The organism is Legionella drozanskii LLAP-1, from assembly GCF_001467585.1.
GTDB lineage: Bacteria > Pseudomonadota > Gammaproteobacteria > Legionellales > Legionellaceae > Tatlockia > Tatlockia drozanskii.
The window spans coordinates 64,402-82,963 of sequence record NZ_LNXY01000003.1; the positions used below are offsets into that span (position 1 = coordinate 64,402).

The window sequence follows — 18,562 nt, forward strand, 5'->3', positions numbered from 1 at the left end:
ATGTCATACAGAATTTGTTATTAAAATATTATTTAGGCCTATAATCCTGTTAAAATATACTCATAAGCAAAAGAATAAAAGCCATTAAAGCCATCCCTATATCTTCCGTAAGGGTAACTGTAGATAAAGGCACGTCTAGAACGGTGCCCATACAAGGACAACTGATATCAAGACCTTCTTGTAATCCTTTGATCACGCCAACGGCACCAATGGTTAAAATAATAATCGTGAGGAGGTAGGTAATTATCGGTAAAAAAAATGAGAGATAGGCGAGGCCTAAAGTTAATTCAATCAAAGGATAACAATAAGCATAAATTCGGGAGCGTTTGGCGATAATATCGTACATTTCGAAGGCATCGGCAAAATCAAGGGGATGAAATAACTTTAAGGTACTGAAAATTAACAGAAAACTACCCATAAAATAATGCATCCAAACACGCATGTCGCCACCAATATTCCAATTAATGCTAAGTGCTGAAAGCAAGGAAATAATTATCAAGGAAATTAAAGGCCAGTATTTTTTTAATGGCAATTGATTGGAATGTTCTTCAGATTTTTCCTTTACTAAACTCTTATACTTGGGATGCCTCTCAATAAAACCTTTAACATAAGGACAACTGGGAACCACTTGATAATTATTATCTTTTGCATATTGTAAAGCATAATCCGTAATATTATCAGCAATCCCCTGATTTCTTAAATTTTCAGGTATAAAAGTAGCATAATAATCCAGTGTTTGCCCATCGAGTTTTTTATATTTTAAATTACCCTCTTCATGATTTTTCTTAAGGTAGAATTTTTGATTTTTTTTATCGTGTTCTATATTTAATTCCATTTCTCTCTTCCTTATAGTTAATTCGAGAAATATGGCTAAGCTTCAACAAAACTTAGCAGTCATATTATTTTTTAGCAAACAGTAGTCGATTCTCACATCTACACTGCCTCTAGTCATTATTAGCATTGATAATAATATCTCTAGCCAATCGGCAAGCGGACTTGAGATAAATTCAAGACCATTATTCATACGTAATTTGGCAGGAAGTCCTCTCCAGGAAACGACTCGTTCTAATACCCGAACTACTCGCTGTGCAGGCAGGCTTAGATCTATCTCAATCGCTAGCACTTCACCGTTAAAGTCATCCACTAGGTTAAATATTCTGGAGCGTCTACCACACATCAATGCATCGCACATAAAATCCATTGACCAACACTGGTTAATGGACGCTGGTACACTCAAAGGTTCAGGCGAGCGATTGGGTAACCGCTTTTTTCCCTTGCGACGCATATTGAGTTTCAACTCACAATACACACGGTAAACCCGTTTATGATTCCATCTGTGACCCTGACGACGTAAGACCTTAAGTAAGGAGATGGTTCTAATGGGACAAATGATGACAACGAATTTTTTTCTCATTGGTCGGAAGACTTAGATGAGGCAGTGAGCACCCTGGAAAATGTTATTTTGGTCGCACATTCCACTGGTGGCATGTATACGCCATCGACTCCTTCATTAGAAAAAATGCACACAAGGCTGGTTTTGATGGGTTCCGCTCCTAGTGCAAAATGGCAAGAGTTATTTATGAACTATGTTAAACGTAACCCCATACCTGAAATCGATAATTTACATAAAATTTATGCTGAAAATCCAAACAATGATATATTAAAGAAACTAACCCTCTTGTCTACTCCTACCTTTTTACTGAATCAGGCTTACAAAGAACATTTCCTTTCTTGAATCTTTGCCTTACAACTTTAAGACCTGCAGCATTTTGATCCAACTTATGAAGCAAACTGGATCCCTAAAAATATACCTGCATTAATATTATCTGGTGAAAAGATAGGATTACTCCATCCGGAAATTTCGACGGCTCCGGCCTAGCCCTCCTGATTGGAGCAATACCTATTTTGTTCAAAAAAAGTGACAATACCTCAGGTCTTGCCCCCGCCTACGAAGCACTACTGATTTTTACCACTCAAGTCCTCTCTCCACCGCGTAGCGTGGGGGGGAGAGTTAGACAGAGTGGGAATCAAAATCTGGCAATGAATTTGTTGGTCCAAGACCAACCTATAGGTTTAATTTATAACCCAGCAATAAATTCTCCAACACCAAGCTCTGATTCAAATTAATATTACGCTGAAGCTTCCTCATAATCTCATTAATCTGATCAAGTTGTTTAAACAAATGAACCAGCTCAAAATGTTTCGCTAACTCCATCAGAGCTTTAGTCCAACTTTTTTCAATCTTGGAAATATTAAATTTATAATCAATAAGTTGTGCATTAAGTAAGTAAATTAACCACATTAGATGAGCAAAATCATGAGTAAGCCACTTACTAGCCAATGCACAGACAGACAATTCCTTGGTCATAAATTGGATTAAATCCTCAATAATGGTTGAAAGTTGACCAAAGAGAACTCCCCTATCAGTATCTGAACTATATTCCTGCCCGATAGATAAATAATCTGCTCCTACCTGTTCAGAAGATGAAAATCGCCATTGCTGGCAACGACTAATTATAGTTGCAGGTAAGGTACCGATCTGCTGTGCAACCAAAATAAAATGCACGAAAGAGGGTGGCTCTTCCAATAATTTAAGCAAGGCATTTGCTGCGGCTTTGTTCATTTTTTCAGCGGGATTAATGATAACTACACGCCCATTTGCCAGTTGAGCTGAAGTAAAAACAAGATGATGTAGTTCACGGATTTGATCGATTTTAATGACTCCACCTTCTTTATCCATTGTCAGATAGCTCAGATCAGGATGTTCTTGTAGATGAACCAAACGACAGGACTTGCATTCGCCACAGGGCTTTTGCTGCCCGGAGCAAAGTATCGCTGAAGCTACTTTATAGGCGAAATCATTGAGAGTCCTGTGTTGAACACCCATTAAAAGCAAAGCATGGGGTACACGTTGTTTCGCTCTAATCGATTGAAACCGTTCCCACAACAAAATAGATGATTCAGATTCTTTTAGTGATTGCATTATCAAGTAAATAGGCTTTAAGTTGAGTTTTTATTAATTCTTGCACTGTTTTTAATGGCTGACTAGCATCGACCGAAATAACATTGTCCGTCGTTTGAATCAGCCGTAAATAAGAATTACGAATTTGAGTAAAAAAAGCTAATGACTCCTGTTCGATCCTATCGCTTGCACCCCGTTTTTTTACTCGATGTAAGCCTTGTTCAGGGCTAAGATCTAAATAAATAATCAAATCCGGTTTAAAATTGTCTAAACAAAATGTGGATAGCTGGGTGATAATTTCTCGATCTAACCCTCTACCTCCACCCTGATATGCAAATGTAGACCATTCAAAACGATCTGCTAACACCCAACATCCCCTATTTAAAGTGGGTCGGATAATTTGTTCAACTAGTTGTACTCTGGCTGCGTAAAGCAGTAGTAACTCACTGCGAGGATCAAGGACTTCGCCCTCCACTTTTTCTTTAATTAGATGACGAACCGCCTCACCTATTCTTGTTCCGCCTGGTTCACGTGTCAGCAAAATATCGGGAACAACATCTTGTAAATAGTGCTTGATTGTCTGAATCGCGGTTGATTTACCGGCACCTTCAAGCCCCTCTACAACTATAAATCGACCGCGTTCAGTCATAATAACCTCTTAAAAAATGTAGCTGTCAGACTAAGTCTTACTTAGCTTACAATTCGACCTTGTAGTCTGACAATTAACCGTTCGGGCTGAGGAGGCGTTTACGCCGTCTCGAAGTCTTATATCAGGGCTAGCAAGGCTTCGAGATTGCCTTACGGCCTCCTCAGCCCGAACGGAGCTAAATAAAATAGGGAAATACCTTAGCTTTACGGCTATGGGCTAAGACCCAACCTATAAATCGGGCGAATCCCCTACTCTCACTTCTGATAACGTAAAATAGCTGCTCTTTGTTCCTCATAAGTCGCAGAAAAATGATGGGAACCATCTCCTTTGGCGACATAATAAAGATAATTAGTGACTAATGGATGAGCTGCTGCATCAATGGCTTCTTTACCCACCATTGCTATTGGAGTTGGTGGCAAGCCTCGATGAAGATAGGTATTATAAGGCGAGTTCACGCTCATGTTTTCATGAGTCAATTTGCCCTTATAATTTGAGCCAAGCCCATAAATAATTGTTGGATCCATTTGCAGAGGCATATTTTTTTTAATTCGATTAATTACCACACCTGAAATTATTTTTCTCTCGGCAGGCAATGAAGCTTCTTTCTCTATAATAGATGCCACAATCAGTAGTTCGTATGGTGTATGATAGGGTAATCCTGAATTTCTATTTTGCCAATTTTCATTGAGGAATTGTTGTAATTTTTGGTTTGCAAGTCGCAATAAAAATCTAGCTTCGCTGCCTGCATTATAGTTATAAGTATCGGCTAGCAATAAACCTTCAGCACTGGGATGATGACCAATGATGGGTAGCCAATCATTGGGATTATATTTTAAGTACTGCGCATTTTGCAGATTGGTCTTTACCTGATTTAAGTTAGTCCCTTCAATAATGCGAAATGACTCCACTAGCACTTCTCCAGCCTCAACTTTGTAGAGAAAATGAATTGCTGATTCACCTGGAGTGATTTGATAAATACCGGCTTTTAATCGATGGGCTAAACCCTTAAAGCGAATTAAAGAGAGAAATAATCGATTGGATTTTATAACACCCTTCGCTTCTAACGTGCGCACGAAATCAGAGGCTGTTGTATTTCTATCAATAATAACTGTGATTGCTGCACTTGTTTTTTCAATCATTGGCATCGCTAAAATGCGATAAATTTTATAGCCAATGATTGAAAAGACAACTAATCCGAATAATAAGCAGAAGGACAAGACTAGTTTAAAGCGACGTCCTTCCATCTACACTCGCTTAAATAATAAACTTCCGTTGGTTCCACCAAAGCCAAGTGAATTACTTAAAACATAATCAATTTTTCTTTTTTGCGGCTCATGTGCAACATAATTTAAATCACATCCTTCATCAGGATTATCTAGATTAATCGTAGGTGGAGCAATTTGGTCTTTAATCGCGAGAATACTAAAAATCGCTTCAACCGCACCTGCTGCACCCAGTAAATGTCCTGTCATGGATTTTGTTGAACTAATTGCTAAATCATAAGCATGCTCTTTAAAAACACGCTTCACAGCTTTAGTTTCGTTCATATCATTCAGATAAGTTGAGGTACCATGCGCATTAATATAATCGACTTGACTAGGCTCAATACCTGCGTCTTCAATAGCTGCAGCTATTGCACGAGATGCACCATCAGCATCCTCATCAGGGGCAGTGATATGGTAAGCATCACCAGACATACCAAAACCTACTAGTTCAGCATAAATGGTTGCGCCACGAGCTTTCGCATGCTCATACTCTTCAAGTATCAAGATGCCAGCACCCTCTCCCATAACAAAACCATCTCGATCCTTATCCCATGGACGTGATGCCTTTTCAGGTTCATCATTACGTTTGGATAAAGAGCGTACAGCAGAGAAACCGGCTAAGCAAAGAGGAGTTGTGGTCATTTCAGCACCACCACAAACCATCACATCAGCATCACCATAAGCAATCATACGGCCAGCTAGCCCTATATTATGAGTGCCTGTTGTACATGCTGTTACTACAGAAACATTAGGCCCTTTTAAACGGTGCTTGATCGAAATTTGACCGGCAACCATATTAATAATTCCAGCAGGAATAAAAAAGGGAGATACTTTTCGTGGTCCACCAGCTACCAATTTGTCTTGATTATTGGTAATTGTCAGAATTCCACCAATTCCAGCTCCTACCGCAACACCGGTACGGCAGGAAAGCTTTTCATCCATTACCAATCCAGAATCAGCTATTGCTTCATCAGCAGCAGCGATTCCGTATTGGGTAAATAGATCCATCTTACGAGCCTCTTTGAGCGGGACATGGTTTTCAATGTTGAAATTCTTAACTTTCGCCCAAATTTTAGTGGAGTAATCAGCAGTATCGAAATCTTCAACCATTCCGACCCCACTTTTTCCAGCTAAAATATTCTGCCAGGTTTGTTCTACATTAAGACCGACCGGGGTAATCATCCCCATACCGGTAACTACAACACGCCGCTTAATCAAATGAGAGCTCCTTGAAGAAGTATTAAGCTTCTTCTTTGTTAAGATTTGCTTCGATGTAATCAATCGCTTCTTGAATTGTAGTAATTTTCTCAGCTTTTTCATCAGGAATTTCGGTTTCAAACTCTTCTTCCAAAGCCATTACTAATTCAACAGTATCCAGTGAGTCTGCACCTAAGTCATCAACAAAGGATGCATCATTTCTTAAGTCATCCTCTTTAACGCCTAATTGTTCCATAACAATTTTACGAACTCGTTCTTCAACCGTACTCATAACTTGTGTTTCCTCTTAGTTAAAAAAATTTTATGCTGGCTAGTTTATTCATTTATTCAAAGAACGCAAGCCATTTAATCCATATACATGCCGCCATTCACATGAATGGTCTCGCCAGTTATATACTCTGCACTGTCTGAAGCCAAAAAAGCAACTACTTCTGCTATATCCTCAGCACGTCCAAACTTTTTCATTGGTATACGTCTTAACATTTCCTCTTTTACCATGTCAGGTAAAGCTCTAGTCATATCAGTATCAATAAAACCAGGGGCAACCACATTCACGGTAATTCCACGGCTACCAATCTCTTGAGCTAAAGACTTTGTAAAGCCTACCACACCTGCTTTCGCAGCTGTATAGTTAACTTGACCTGAATTACCACTCGAACCTACAACAGACCCGATGCTAATAATTCGTCCCCAACGAGCACGAAACATCGGTTTTAGACAAGCTTTAGATAATCTAAATATAGCATTTAAATTCGTTTCAATAACCTTGTACCATTCTTCATCATCCATTCGCAGTAATAAATTATCGCAAGTAATGCCTGCATTGTTCACTAAAATGGAAGGTAGCTTATTTTGATCAGCAAGTTGAGTCATTAAATTTTCAACCCTTTCCCCGCTCGTTACATCAAGTGCAACGCCTTCTCCATTTAACTGTTCCTGAGCAAACATCGCTGAAATAGACTCTGCACCCTGTATAGTGGTTGCAGATCCAATGACATAGGCTCCTTTTTTTGCAAGTGTTAAGGCAACCTCTTTACCGATTCCTCTACTTGCACCAGTCACTAATGCAGTCTTACCTTGTAAACTCGTCATCTGCAATCCTTAATAAGATTTTTCACTCATGTTCAATTGGGCTAGAGCTTGCTCTAGGCTAGCATTATCATTAACACTCATTGTTGGCAAATTGCGCTCAATACGTTTAATCAAGCCATTTAATACTTTTCCCGGGCCGCATTCAATTATTAATTCAACCCCTTTTCTCTTCATTAGTTGAATTGTTTCCACCCAGCGCACTGGGCAATAAAGCTGCTCTTTTAGCAAGGTGCGTATTTGTGCAGCGGATTGATAAATACTTAAATCCACATTGGAAATCACAGAGATCTCAGGGGTTTTAAAATTTGCATTCGCGAGATACTCTTCAAACGCCTCTGCCGCATCAACTAATAATGGACAATGGCAAGGTACGCTCACGGGTATAATTTTGGCTAAACGCGCTTCCATACTCTCAGCTAAGCTGACAGCGCGCTCAACTGCTGCAGTATGGCCAGCAATCACAATTTGTCCAATTGCATTATAATTTGCTGGGGTGACTCTAGATTCTGGAGTACTTGCTTGTGCACAAATTAACTCAACCTGTTCATCGTCTAAACCTACAATTGCAGCCATTGCCCCTTGGCCTAAGGGAACGCTGCTTTGCATCAATTGACCGCGCTTGGCAACCAATTGTGCAGCATCAGGCAGACTTAGCGCATTCGCAGAAACCAGGGCAGCATATTCACCTAAGCTATGACCTGCCATCATTTGAGCACGTCTTAAACCGTGTTTCTGTAAAAGTTTATATAGAGCCACATCTGCAGTGAGCATAGCCACTTGAGTATATTCGGTTTGATTCAGTCGTGATTCAGGACCTTGTTGTATTAATTGCCATAAATCATACCCAAGTTTATCAGAAACCAGTGAAAAGCAGTCAACAATTAGAGGATTATTATTAGCCAATTCGGCTAACATGCCGACATACTGAGAGCCTTGGCCAGGAAATACAAACGCTAAATTACTCATATCAAAAAAGCTCCAACAAACACTTAATTAGTAACGCACAACCATTGCACCCCATGTCATTCCCCCACCAAAAGCTTCCATAAGTAGCAGATCACCTCGTTTTATGCGGTTTTCACGAATTGAGTAATCTAAAGCTAATGGAATGGATGCAGCTGAGGTATTTCCTTGATTTTCAATAGTTACAATCACTTGTGACATGGGTAAATTTAATTTTTTTGCAATTGCTTGAATGATCCGAATATTCGCTTGATGTGGTATTAACCAATTAATATCTGATTGCTGCAAATGGCAACTACGAAGAATTTCATCAACAAGATCACCCATTATATTCACAGCGAGCTTAAACACTTCATTACCGCGCATGCCAATATAGGATTTCTGTTCTAAGGTCGCATAATTGGGATAGCTTAGGTAAGCTTCTTCATCATGTAAAGCATGAAGCGTACTGGCAAGAATACCTGATTTCTCACTAGCACTTAACACCACAGCACCAGCACCATCACCAAATAGCACACAGGTAGAGCGATCATTCCAATCAAGCGCGCGTGACATGCTTTCACTACCAATAACCAACACATGTTTAGCAGTGCCAGCGCTTATATACTGCTTTGCAATATCCATGGCATAAATAAATCCGCTACATGCAGCACTGACATCAAAAGCTGGGATTGGTTGAGTTATTTTAAGAAATTTCTGAACATGACATGCCATGCTCGGGAAAAAATGATTTGGTGTACAGGTTGCTACTAATATCAAATCAAGCTCAGTTGCATCTATATTAGAGGCTGCAATTGCCTTTACAGCGGCTTGGCAAGCCATGAATGAAGTCGTTTCATGTTCAGAAGCAATATGTCTACTGCTTATACCTGTTCTAGATAAAATCCACTCATGAGTGGTATCCAAAGTAGACTCTAATTCTTTATTCGTTAAAACACGTTCGGGTAAGTAACTACCTGTCCCATTAATAACGGCGTTTTTCATAGTAACAAACCTTGATTAATAAAATCGGTTATTTGTTCTCTCACTAAATCAACCACATTATTTTTCACTTGCAGGACTGCTTCCTCAATTGCGTATTGAAAAGCTATTTCTCTTGCACCGCCGTGACTTTTAACCACAATACCATTCAAACCTAATAGACTTGCACCATTATAGCGAGCAGGATCCATACGTTTTCTGAGATGACCTAGAGCAGGTAGAGCAATCGCTCCGGCAATTTTAGTCCAAATATTTCGTGAAAAGGATTCTTTGAGTAAAGAAAGCATTAAATTCGCTAAACCTTCGCTTGCTTTTAAAGCGACATTACCCACAAACCCATCACATACGACAAGATCAACTTTACCAGAATAAAAATAGTCGCCTTCGACATAGCCTACATAATTCATTAAATTGCATTCAGCAAGCATATGAGCAGTACGTTTAACTTGATCATTGCCTTTAATTTCTTCAACACCAATATTCAGGAGACCAATTTTAGGCTTTGGTTTTTTATCCACCGCCTCAATCAGTGCAGAGCCCATTACGGCAAACTGGAAAAGATGTTCCGCGCAGGAATCAACATTAGCCCCTAAATCAATAACGCGTGTTCTGCCTTGTGCAGTCGGTAGCTCAGCTATGATTGCCGGTCGATCAATTCCGGGTAAGGTTTTTAACACAAAACGAGCAGTCGCCATTAGGGCACCAGTATTTCCAGAGCTTACGCAAGCCTGGGCCCGACCTTCCTTGACCAAATTAATAGCCACGCGCATAGAAGAATCCTTCTTATTGCGCATTGCATGAGATGGTAATTCATCCATAGCCACTATTTCCGAAGCATGGACAACGGAAAATTGACTATTTTTGGCGACACCTAGTTTTTTTAGATGGGCATTAACCTGATTTTGATCACCAACCAACAACAACTTTAAATCAGGGTTGTGTCGAACAGCACGAACACAAGCAGGAATCACAATTTTTAAACCATGATCCCCGCCCATCGCATCTATAGCAATGGTGATGTTTTTCAAGCGAATTACTCTTGTTCTTCGTAAACGTTATCAGTCTCTAAAACTTTGCGACCACGATAATAACCGTCTTCGGTAATATGATGGCGGCGATGAGTTTCGCCAGTTATTGGGTCAACTGATAAAGTTGGTTCGGTTAAAGCGTCGTGCGAACGACGCATATCGCGTCTTGAGCGAGATTTTTTATTTTGCTGTACAGCCATTGCATTACTCCTAAACAATTTGTATTCGTTGGGCCGGAATATTACCGATTTTTTGTCGTTAATCCAAGTGTTACTCAATAATTTCTAATTTATTCTTGCTCTTTAGTGATAAATTTAGATGCTTCATTATCGCATTCTTTTGTCGAAGAATGAAATTCTGGTGCATATAAATGTAGTTCATCGGTGACTAAATCGACAAGATCAACTTGATTATGCTCTGAAACAATACTTTCATATTGTTCCAACATTTTCTCAGCCATTTCATCGGTATTGCAAACAGCCAGCTCGGTTTGATTGACGTAGTGATGAGAAAATTCATCAAAACAACGTTGACAGTTAATTGTTATCATCGCCTCAGCCCGAAGGGTCAGCAAATAATAATTATCGAAAGCTTTCACATCAAACTTGCAATTAACAACACAAGGAGAACCAACACGAGCCGGCAATCGCTGGTCAAGTTCTATTTTTACCTGCTGCGGTCCCTCTTTTACTGAATAAGTTTTTAAATTAATTAACATAGGAGCTCTTAATAAGATTTCAAATTCCCCTATTATAACGTAAAATAGATTTTTTTTTATACATATTGTTATTTCATGAAAGCTAAAGTTATTGTTGGGATGTCTGGAGGGGTCGATTCATCGGTTGCAGCCTGGCTTCTACGCGAGGAAGGATATCAGGTCGAAGGTCTATTTATGAAGAATTGGGAACAAGACGATAGCGATGAATATTGTCCTGCCGCCCTTGATTTAGCCGATGCCCAAGCAGTATGTCAGCAGTTAAAAATTCCTTTGCATACCGTTAATTTTTCTCAAGAATACTGGGATCGCGTGTTTGCTCATTTTTTAAGCGAGTATGAGCAAGGACGTACACCTAACCCCGATGTGCTCTGCAATAAGGAAATTAAATTTAACGCGTTTCTAAATCATGCTTTGCAGTTAGGCGCTGATTATATAGCCACTGGGCATTATGCGAGGGTTAAGAATGGCCAGCTTTTTAAAGCCAAAGATAGGGAAAAAGATCAAACCTATTTTCTAAACGCGGTTGATCCGGAAGCATTAACTAAAACCCTATTTCCTATCGGTGATTATTTAAAAACGCAGATTCGAGAATTTGCAAAAGACTTAGGCTTAGTCACCCATGATAAAAAAGACTCTACCGGAATTTGTTTTATTGGCGAAAAACGGTTTAAGAATTTCTTAAAAGAATTTATTTTAGCCAAACCAGGTGATATTAAAAGCGCCGAGGGTCAATATTTAGGTCGTCATGATGGGCTGATGTATTATACCTTAGGCCAACGCCAAGGTCTTGGCATTGGTGGACGGCAAGAAGCTAGTGAAGATCCCTGGTATGTGGTCGATAAAGATCTCAAAACCAACACGCTAATTGTCGCTCAAGGTAATAGTCATCCGATGCTTTATGCTCAGGGTCTTATCTGTAGTAAAATTCACTGGTTAGCAGAAGATTGTAAAAATAATTTACCTCTAACTTGCTATGCAAAAACACGCTATCGCCAGCCAGAACAAGCTTGCATGATTTCACCTGAAAACGATAATCAGCATTATGTGATGTTTTCAAGTTTTCAAAGAGCGGTAACTCCTGGGCAATACGTGGTTTTTTACGATAAAAATCTCTGTCTAGGTGGTGCTACAATAGAACAAATTATTCGATAATATTGTACAATATCAATATACATCCATTTTAAGTTCAGTGTGTATTCAACCTTTGGCTCACTGAGTATGATTTTTAATCGGGAGTTTTTATGAGTGCAATCAATGCTTCCCCTGCTTCTGCAGGCATTTATTTTTCAGTGAATGCAGCAGACAAAGTTGCTTCTTTAATCGCCGAAGAAGAAAATCCTAGCTTAAATCTCCGCGTATTTGTAACTGGCGGAGGATGCTCAGGATTTCAATATGGATTCACCTTCGATGAAAAAATTCAAGAAGATGACACTATAGTTGAGCAAACCTGCTCAAATGGTCAATTGTCAGTTAAATTATTAGTTGACTCTATGAGTTTTCAATATCTAAATGATGCAGAAATTGACTACGTCGAAAATATTCAAGGCGCGCAATTCGTCATTCGTAATCCTAATGCAAAAACCACTTGCGGCTGCGGTTCATCCTTTAGTATGGGGGATGATGATGAGTTTGAGGAATAACAACCCTACATCTTGAAAGAGAGAAGCCAACTGGACTTCTCTTCTTCCATGACAAAATCTTAATAGGGTTTTACTACCACGGTAGAGCCGATATGCATAAAATTGTTATTTAGCCATCGAGCTGCATCAGGACTTACCCGAATACAACCATGGCTCGCATTATAATTAGGCAATTCATAAGAACCATGGACCGCATAGTTTGTCGAGAAGAACATGCAGTAAGGCATCTTTGCTCCACCTTTGCCAACTGGATATCGGCTAGAACGACAACTTGCTCCTCCCTTGCTAAATACAGTATAGGTACCAGAAGGCGTTCTACAAGAGCGTCCAATATCTTTGCAATATTTACTACCACCAATTGCTTTTCCGCTACGAATAACCTTACCATCTTTGACGGCTTTCCAGCTTAGGGTACGCGGATTAAAGATAAACGTATTAGAGGCAAGAACCATTTTCGGCGAACCCACATCGATTGATGCAGCACTGGCCGATTGTTCAATACCGGCGAAGAGAAAACTAAAACCAAGAACAGCTAAATAACCTAGTTTTTGAGGTTTCATTCCTTCCATGATTGTTCCTGTTGTTAGGACTCCTGATTCTAACTATAGGACAAAATTTATACATTTCAAATTTTTTTAAGTACTCTAAACAGCGATTAACGCGAGGAAGCGTTAAATAGCATTATTGATGTGGAAAATTGGGATTGGTGATATTGAACCTTCACTCCGTATCCCAAAGATTAGATCCTGATTTTTTAATCAAAAACTTAATAAACTCTTCATGACGTTGTAATTCTTCCGGATTCGCCGTGAGGACTGGTGAACCACTAACCAACTGTTCAGTTTGTTGGTTAACAACAATTTCAGAATTAGCGATAAGTTCGGCCGCATCTTCGAATAAATTTGTCTGCCCTCCTGTCATAGCTAAATAAACAGAGGCTAGTATTTCCGAGTCAAGTAAAGCACCATGAAGAGTACGATTAGAATTATCTATTTCATAGCGTTTACAAAGTGCGTCCAAATTATTACGCTGACCTGGGTGTTTTTCTTTCGCCAAAACAAGAGTATCGCAAACCGAACAGCGAGTTTTAATTTGAAAACTGGAATTAATCCGCTTTAATTCAGCATCTAAAAAGCCAATATCAAATGGTGCATTGTGGATAATTAATTCAGCACCATCAATGAATTCAATTAAATTATTTGCAATGTCTTGAAATAAAGGTTTATCTTGCAAAAACTCTGTGCTGATGCCATGAACGCGAAAAGCACCTTCATCGACAGATCGTTGGGGATTTAAATAGACATGAAAAAGATTATTGGTGAGTTTTCTGTCTACTAACTCAATACAACCAATTTCAATGATTCGATGACCTAATTCATGGCCAATCCCTGTTGTTTCTGTATCTAAGACAACCTGCCGCATCGAAAAACCTATTGCTTGATTTAAACCACGAATATTGGCTTAGATCTGGACTGAATGTCAATCCGATTGTCGCAGATCAACTTACGCGAATCTCTAAAGCTTAGACAGCGAGGCCAATCACGAGATCTTTAAAAGCTCCTCAATAGCTTGATTAGCGAGAGCATCCGCTTGTTCATTTTCAGGATGTCCAGAATGTCCTTTTACCCAATGCCAAACGATAGTATGTTTACTCGCCAACTCATCTAACTGTTGCCATAAATCCGCATTTTTAACTGGTTCCTTTTTTGAGTTTCGCCAACCTTTTTTTTTCCATTGGCTTAGCCATTCTGTCATTCCAAGTCGTAAATATTGCGAATCTGTAAACAAATTGACAACACAGGGTCGATTTAAAGCAGCTAGGGCTTTAATTGCAGCAGTAAGCTCCATCCGATTATTGGTTGTCTGAAGTTCACTGCCGTTGAGTGTTTTTTCATGTCCGTTAAAGCGGAGTAAAGCACCCCATCCACCAGGACCTGGATTGCCTTTACAAGCACCATCTGTATAAATTTCGATCGTCATAAGAATAAATCGTTGAATGGCTTAATTGTTGGGTCGATAGCATACACTGAAAAATCTCTAACGCCAGTTTTCGCTAACAGATCTTCATCAATAAAAAAATTCCCAGTAATCGATTGTGAGGGCTGCGATAAGATCCAATACGCTGCATCAGCAACGATTTCCGGTTTTCTGCTCGCCTTGCATAGCTCAGGGAAATTAACACGAACCGCAGCGGTTGCAATCGTTGTTTTCGGCCATAATGAATTGACCGCTACTCCATATTCCCTCAACTCTTCAGCTAACCCTAAAGTGCACATACTCATTCCATATTTACTTATTGCATAAGCAAGATTAGGGGCAAACCATTTTGGATTCATTGTCAGTGGAGGAGATAAGGTGAGGATGTGCGGATTTTTGGATTTTTTAAGATGAGGAATCGCTGCTTGTGAACAAGCAAAAGTAGCGCGGGCATTGACTGATTGCATAAGATCATAACGTTTCATTTGCGTTGAAAGTGTATCTGTTAAGCTAATAGCACTCGCATTGTTAATCAAAATATCCAAGCCACCGAACTGCTTTATGGTCTTTTCAATCGCTTTATGAATTTGCTCTTCATCTCGCACATCGACCACCAAAGGCAAGGCCTGTCCACCGAGTTCTTCAATTTCTTTGGCAACGCTATGTATTGTTCCTTCCAAGGTCGGATGAGGCGTATCAGTTTTAGCGGCCACAACAATACAAGCTTTCATGCCTGCGAATTTATGAGCAATGGCTCGACCTATTCCACGGCTTGCTCCTGTAATAAATATTACCTGGCTCATGATTCCTCCTTTAATCAGTTCATAATCTCATAGCATTAATGTTCTAATGCAAAATCACCGTCAAGGATTTTTTGTTTGATGATAGCTATATCCGGTGAAAAATAACGATCCGTGGTATAGGGATCAACAAAAGCTCTTACTTTAGTATAAACTGCTTCTAATTTTGGTGAAGTGGTTAAAGGCTTATGAAACTCTAAACCCTGACAGGCTGCCAATAATTCGATAGCAAGTATTGTTGCTGTATTATCAACCATATTATGCAAGCGTCTTGCAGCATTGGTGGCCATTGAGACATGATCTTCTTGATTTGCAGAAGTAGGAAGACTATCTACGCTATGCGGATGTGCAAGGGCTTTATTGTCGCTAGCACAAGAAGCTGCTGTCACATGAGGAATCATAAATCCTGAATTTAAACCTCCATCTTTAACTAAAAATGCAGGTAAGCCGCTAAAATTTTTATCAATTAATAACGCAATACGCCGTTCGGAGTTAGCGCCTATTTCAGCGATGGCAAGAGCAAGATTATCAGCAGCCATGGCGATCATTTCCCCATGAAAATTACCGCCAGAAAGAATATCTTCTTGCTCAACAAAGACTAAGGGATTATCAGAAATTGAATTCGCCTCAACTTGCAGTGTTTCGCCGACAAAACGCATTTGATTTAAAACTGCACCCATAATCTGTGGTTGACATCTTAAAGAATAAGGATCTTGCACACGATTACAATGACGATGCGATTCTCGAATAGGACTGTCAGCTAATAACTCGCGATACATTGCCGCCACGTCACGTTGCGCCTGATGGCCACGCGCCAAATGGATACGGTCATCAAAAGGAACATCGCTACCACAAGCCGCATCAACAGATAGCCCACCCGCTAAGACAGCCGCTTCAAACAACAATTCAGCTTTAAAAAAAGCAATCATAGCAATTGCTGCTGAAGGCTGGAGACCATTCAACAAGGCTAAACCTTCCTTTGGGGCAAGCTCTAGCGGTCTTATTTCAGCGATTTTTAATCCTTCTTCGGCACTCATTATTTTGCCTTGATATCGCACCTCACCCTCGCCTATTAAGGGTAATGAAAGATGAGCTAAAGGAACTAAATCACCTGACGCTCCGACAGAGCCTTTAGCAGGAATACAGGGATAAATTCCTTTGTTGTAAAGGATAGTTAGGGCATCGATAAGTTCTCTTCTCACCCCTGAATAACCTTGGGCCAAGCTATTAATTTTGAGCAGCAAGATCAATGCAACCATTTCATCCGCAAGTAATTCACCTGCTCCGCAAGCATGGGAGAGTACGATGTTTCGCTGCAGCTGTTGTAAATGTTCGGAAGAAATGCGTTGACAAGCCAGTGAGCCAAAGCCTGTATTAATTCCATAAACAGTTTTTTTGCTTTCAAGCACTCCGCGAACAATGTTACAAGATGCTTCAATCACTGCCCCAGCGCTATCGTCTAATACGCAATTTTTTTTCTCTCTTAATAGGTATTTAATAGTCTGCAAGCTCAATTGACCAGGTAGCAGAGTAAATAGTTCGGTCATTTGGGCTCTCCAATTAACTCCATGGGTAACCATAAATTATTTTCTCTAGCGCATTGTTTAGCAAGCTCATATCCCGCATCAGCATGGCGCATGACTCCTGTTGCTGGGTCGTTATGGAGAACCCGGCTAAGGCGTGCCCCCGCTTTATCTGTACCATCCGCAACGATAACGACCCCTGCATGTTGTGAAAAACCCATTCCAACGCCTCCGCCATGATGTAAACTGACCCAAGTTGCTCCGCTAGCGCAATTTAATAGCGCGTTTAATAGAGGCCAGTCCGATACAGCATCACTGCCATCTAGCATGGCTTCCGTTTCGCGATTTGGGCTCGCGACAGATCCTGAATCAAGATGATCCCTACCAATAACGATGGGGGCTTTTACCTCACCTTTTTTAACCATTTCATTAAATGCCAAAGCCAAACGGGCGCGATCTTTTAAACCTACCCAGCAAATTCTTGCGGGAAGTCCTTGAAAAACGATTTTTTCGCGCGCCATTTCAAGCCAGCGATGTAAATGTTTATTTTCCGGCATTAATTCCTTCACTTTTTCATCTGTGGCATAGATATCTTCAGGATCACCAGATAAAGCAACCCAACGAAAAGGGCCAATGCCTTCGCAAAATAAAGGACGAATATACTCGGGGACAAATCCAGGAATAGCAAAGGCCTCTTTTACACCCGATTCAAAAGCCATTTGGCGAATATTATTGCCGTAATCGAAAACAGGGATACCTAGGCGTTGAAATCCAAGCATAGCCTGGACTTGCTCGGCTATTGAAGCTTTCGCAGCAGCCACAACCTCCTCAGGAGATGTTTGCCTTAATTCTTTAGCTTTTTCTAAGGACCATCCCTTCGGTAGGTAGCCATTTAGAGGATCATGAGCACTCGTTTGATCAGTGATTAAAGAGGGCTTAATATTACGCCGGAGTAGTTCCGGATAGATTTCGGCGGCATTTCCTAAGAGACCTACGGATAATGGACTCTTCTTTTTACAGGACTCTTCTATCCAGGCTAATGCTTCGTCGAGATCATTAGTTGATTTATCAAGATAGCGAGTTTTTAAACGCTTTTCGATGCGACTAGGGTCACATTCAATGGCGAGCATACTAGCTCCCATCATTGTTGCCGCAAGTGGTTGTGCCCCACCCATTCCACCAAGGCCGGCAGTCAAAACCCAGCGCCCAGACAAATCGCCCGCGAAATGTTTTTCCGCGCAGGCTGAAAACGTTTCATAGGTGCCTTGAACAATACCTTGTGAACCAATGTAAATCCAACTGCCGGCGGTCATTTGACCATACATCATCAACCCTTTTTTATCGAGTTCATTGAAATGTTCCCAAGTTGCCCAACGTGGCACTAAATTAGAATTGGCGATTAATACGCGAGGTGCCTCTTCATGAGTGGTAAATACACCGACCGGTTTACCTGATTGAATGAGTAAGGTTTGGTTTATATCAAGTTTTTTAAGTACTTCGATTATTTTGTAGAACGATTGCCAATTACGAGCGGCGCGACCAAGTCCGCCGTATACAATGAGAGAGTCGGGATTCTCAGCAACCTCTGGATCTAGATTATTGCAGAGCATACGCAAAACAGCTTCAGTAAGCCAACTTTTGGTTTCAAGCGTGGTACCACGATTTGCTTTGATATGGGGAGGATTTTTGTTTAGAATTGGCATTTTTTCTCCGTCCTGGGAATATGAGGGCTATCATACACTATGG

General features: G+C 40.3%; 21 protein-coding genes and 1 pseudogene. 3 read left to right on the plus strand and 19 right to left on the minus strand.

From position 1 onward, the window contains the following. Positions 1-49: 49 nt before the first annotated feature. Together Ldro_RS01395 and Ldro_RS15965 are read right to left on the minus strand one after the other, a co-directional pair. Positions 50-835: a GNAT family N-acetyltransferase gene (locus tag Ldro_RS01395; protein WP_058494638.1), complete on the minus strand. Its 786-nt coding sequence runs from the start codon at positions 833-835 to the stop codon at positions 50-52. Between the two features lie 138 nt (positions 836-973). After that, positions 974-1,366: pseudogene (locus Ldro_RS15965) on the minus strand (DDE-type integrase/transposase/recombinase); the annotation flags it as partial. A 72-nt stretch (positions 1,367-1,438) separates the two neighbouring features. On the opposite strand from Ldro_RS15965, the gene Ldro_RS01405 reads away from it, so the two are divergent. Next, complete coding sequence (locus Ldro_RS01405; protein ID WP_131764262.1) at positions 1,439-1,735, plus strand: hypothetical protein; 297 nt, start codon at positions 1,439-1,441, stop codon at positions 1,733-1,735. A 330-nt stretch (positions 1,736-2,065) separates the two neighbouring features. Here Ldro_RS01405 and Ldro_RS01410 read toward each other — a convergent pair whose 3' ends face one another. From Ldro_RS01410 to Ldro_RS01460, 11 genes are all read right to left on the minus strand, one after another. After that, positions 2,066-2,983: a DNA polymerase III subunit delta' C-terminal domain-containing protein gene (locus tag Ldro_RS01410; protein ID WP_058494640.1), complete on the minus strand. Its 918-nt coding sequence runs from the start codon at positions 2,981-2,983 to the stop codon at positions 2,066-2,068. Continuing rightward, entirely contained in the window at positions 2,961-3,611 is a 651-nt protein-coding gene (gene tmk / locus Ldro_RS01415; protein ID WP_420795400.1) for a dTMP kinase, read from the minus strand. The genes Ldro_RS01410 and tmk overlap by 23 nt, the downstream gene beginning before the upstream one ends. Positions 3,612-3,865: 254 nt before the next feature. Further along, a complete protein-coding gene (gene mltG, locus Ldro_RS01420; RefSeq protein ID WP_058494642.1) occupies positions 3,866-4,855 on the minus strand; it encodes an endolytic transglycosylase MltG in 990 nt (329 codons plus the stop codon). After that, positions 4,856-6,094 carry a beta-ketoacyl-ACP synthase II gene (gene fabF / locus Ldro_RS01425; protein WP_058494643.1) on the minus strand — a complete coding sequence of 413 codons (1,239 nt, stop codon included), beginning with the start codon at positions 6,092-6,094 and terminating at the stop codon, positions 4,856-4,858. 22 nt (positions 6,095-6,116) lie between these two features. Then, positions 6,117-6,365, minus strand: coding sequence for an acyl carrier protein (acpP, locus tag Ldro_RS01430; RefSeq protein WP_058494644.1), 249 nt, complete (start codon positions 6,363-6,365; stop codon positions 6,117-6,119). A 74-nt stretch (positions 6,366-6,439) separates the two neighbouring features. Next, complete coding sequence (gene fabG / locus Ldro_RS01435; protein WP_058494645.1) at positions 6,440-7,186, minus strand: 3-oxoacyl-ACP reductase FabG; 747 nt, start codon at positions 7,184-7,186, stop codon at positions 6,440-6,442. A gap of 9 nt (positions 7,187-7,195) precedes the next feature. After that, positions 7,196-8,152 carry an ACP S-malonyltransferase gene (gene fabD / locus Ldro_RS01440; protein WP_058494646.1) on the minus strand — a complete coding sequence of 319 codons (957 nt, stop codon included), beginning with the start codon at positions 8,150-8,152 and terminating at the stop codon, positions 7,196-7,198. Positions 8,153-8,179: 27 nt separating this feature from the next. Continuing rightward, on the minus strand, positions 8,180-9,133 hold the full coding sequence (locus Ldro_RS01445) for a beta-ketoacyl-ACP synthase III (RefSeq protein ID WP_058494647.1): 954 nt from the start codon (positions 9,131-9,133) through the stop codon (positions 8,180-8,182). After that, complete coding sequence (gene plsX, locus Ldro_RS01450) at positions 9,130-10,158, minus strand: phosphate acyltransferase PlsX (protein ID WP_058494648.1); 1,029 nt, start codon at positions 10,156-10,158, stop codon at positions 9,130-9,132. The genes Ldro_RS01445 and plsX overlap by 4 nt, the downstream gene beginning before the upstream one ends. 5 nt (positions 10,159-10,163) lie before the next feature. Then, the gene (gene rpmF, locus Ldro_RS01455) at positions 10,164-10,358 is read right to left on the minus strand and encodes a 50S ribosomal protein L32 (protein WP_058494649.1); all 195 of its coding nucleotides are present in this window, start codon (positions 10,356-10,358) and stop codon (positions 10,164-10,166) included. 89 nt (positions 10,359-10,447) lie between these two features. Further along, positions 10,448-10,876, minus strand: coding sequence for a YceD family protein (locus Ldro_RS01460; protein WP_058494650.1), 429 nt, complete (start codon positions 10,874-10,876; stop codon positions 10,448-10,450). Positions 10,877-10,951: 75 nt separating this feature from the next. On the opposite strand from Ldro_RS01460, the gene mnmA reads away from it, so the two are divergent. Together mnmA and erpA are read left to right on the plus strand one after the other, a co-directional pair. Further along, positions 10,952-12,028, plus strand: a complete 1,077-nt coding sequence (mnmA, locus tag Ldro_RS01465) for a tRNA 2-thiouridine(34) synthase MnmA (protein ID WP_058494651.1) — start codon at positions 10,952-10,954, stop codon at positions 12,026-12,028. 89 nt (positions 12,029-12,117) lie between these two features. Continuing rightward, complete coding sequence (gene erpA / locus Ldro_RS01470; protein WP_058494652.1) at positions 12,118-12,516, plus strand: iron-sulfur cluster insertion protein ErpA; 399 nt, start codon at positions 12,118-12,120, stop codon at positions 12,514-12,516. 59 nt (positions 12,517-12,575) lie between these two features. Here erpA and Ldro_RS01475 read toward each other — a convergent pair whose 3' ends face one another. The 6 genes from Ldro_RS01475 to hutU all read right to left on the minus strand — a co-directional run bounded on the left by Ldro_RS01475 (position 12,576) and on the right by hutU (position 18,519). After that, a complete protein-coding gene (locus Ldro_RS01475) occupies positions 12,576-13,085 on the minus strand; it encodes a L,D-transpeptidase (protein WP_058494653.1) in 510 nt (169 codons plus the stop codon). A 151-nt stretch (positions 13,086-13,236) separates the two neighbouring features. Beyond that, on the minus strand, positions 13,237-13,938 hold the full coding sequence (gene dnaQ / locus Ldro_RS01480) for a DNA polymerase III subunit epsilon (RefSeq protein WP_058494654.1): 702 nt from the start codon (positions 13,936-13,938) through the stop codon (positions 13,237-13,239). 117 nt (positions 13,939-14,055) lie between these two features. Continuing rightward, entirely contained in the window at positions 14,056-14,496 is a 441-nt protein-coding gene (gene rnhA, locus Ldro_RS01485; RefSeq protein WP_058494655.1) for a ribonuclease HI, read from the minus strand. Next, entirely contained in the window at positions 14,493-15,296 is an 804-nt protein-coding gene (locus Ldro_RS01490) for an SDR family oxidoreductase (protein WP_058494656.1), read from the minus strand. Before Ldro_RS01490 ends, rnhA begins: the two co-directional genes overlap by 4 nt. A 35-nt stretch (positions 15,297-15,331) precedes the next feature. Further along, positions 15,332-16,840 carry a histidine ammonia-lyase gene (gene hutH / locus Ldro_RS01495; protein WP_058494657.1) on the minus strand — a complete coding sequence of 503 codons (1,509 nt, stop codon included), beginning with the start codon at positions 16,838-16,840 and terminating at the stop codon, positions 15,332-15,334. Further along, positions 16,837-18,519, minus strand: coding sequence for a urocanate hydratase (hutU, locus tag Ldro_RS01500; RefSeq protein ID WP_058494658.1), 1,683 nt, complete (start codon positions 18,517-18,519; stop codon positions 16,837-16,839). Before hutU ends, hutH begins: the two co-directional genes overlap by 4 nt. Between the last annotated feature and the right edge of the window lie 43 nt (positions 18,520-18,562).

What these genes read in the sequence shown, in the direction of transcription:
- Ldro_RS01395 (WP_058494638.1), bottom strand. Translation starts at nt 835, where the DNA reads ATGGAATTAAATATAGAACACGATAAAAAAAATCAAAAATTCTACCTT.
- Ldro_RS01410 (WP_058494640.1), bottom strand. Translation starts at nt 2,983, where the DNA reads ATGCAATCACTAAAAGAATCTGAATCATCTATTTTGTTGTGGGAACGG.
- tmk (WP_420795400.1), bottom strand. Translation starts at nt 3,611, where the DNA reads ATGACTGAACGCGGTCGATTTATAGTTGTAGAGGGGCTTGAAGGTGCC.
- mltG (WP_058494642.1), bottom strand. Translation starts at nt 4,855, where the DNA reads ATGGAAGGACGTCGCTTTAAACTAGTCTTGTCCTTCTGCTTATTATTC.
- acpP (WP_058494644.1), bottom strand. Translation starts at nt 6,365, where the DNA reads ATGAGTACGGTTGAAGAACGAGTTCGTAAAATTGTTATGGAACAATTA.
- fabG (WP_058494645.1), bottom strand. Translation starts at nt 7,186, where the DNA reads ATGACGAGTTTACAAGGTAAGACTGCATTAGTGACTGGTGCAAGTAGA.
- fabD (WP_058494646.1), bottom strand. Translation starts at nt 8,152, where the DNA reads ATGAGTAATTTAGCGTTTGTATTTCCTGGCCAAGGCTCTCAGTATGTC.
- Ldro_RS01445 (WP_058494647.1), bottom strand. Translation starts at nt 9,133, where the DNA reads ATGAAAAACGCCGTTATTAATGGGACAGGTAGTTACTTACCCGAACGT.
- rpmF (WP_058494649.1), bottom strand. Translation starts at nt 10,358, where the DNA reads ATGGCTGTACAGCAAAATAAAAAATCTCGCTCAAGACGCGATATGCGT.
- Ldro_RS01460 (WP_058494650.1), bottom strand. Translation starts at nt 10,876, where the DNA reads ATGTTAATTAATTTAAAAACTTATTCAGTAAAAGAGGGACCGCAGCAG.
- mnmA (WP_058494651.1), top strand. Translation starts at nt 10,952, where the DNA reads ATGAAAGCTAAAGTTATTGTTGGGATGTCTGGAGGGGTCGATTCATCG.
- erpA (WP_058494652.1), top strand. Translation starts at nt 12,118, where the DNA reads ATGAGTGCAATCAATGCTTCCCCTGCTTCTGCAGGCATTTATTTTTCA.
- Ldro_RS01475 (WP_058494653.1), bottom strand. Translation starts at nt 13,085, where the DNA reads ATGGAAGGAATGAAACCTCAAAAACTAGGTTATTTAGCTGTTCTTGGT.
- dnaQ (WP_058494654.1), bottom strand. Translation starts at nt 13,938, where the DNA reads ATGCGGCAGGTTGTCTTAGATACAGAAACAACAGGGATTGGCCATGAA.
- rnhA (WP_058494655.1), bottom strand. Translation starts at nt 14,496, where the DNA reads ATGACGATCGAAATTTATACAGATGGTGCTTGTAAAGGCAATCCAGGT.
- Ldro_RS01490 (WP_058494656.1), bottom strand. Translation starts at nt 15,296, where the DNA reads ATGAGCCAGGTAATATTTATTACAGGAGCAAGCCGTGGAATAGGTCGA.
- hutH (WP_058494657.1), bottom strand. Translation starts at nt 16,840, where the DNA reads ATGACCGAACTATTTACTCTGCTACCTGGTCAATTGAGCTTGCAGACT.
- hutU (WP_058494658.1), bottom strand. Translation starts at nt 18,519, where the DNA reads ATGCCAATTCTAAACAAAAATCCTCCCCATATCAAAGCAAATCGTGGT.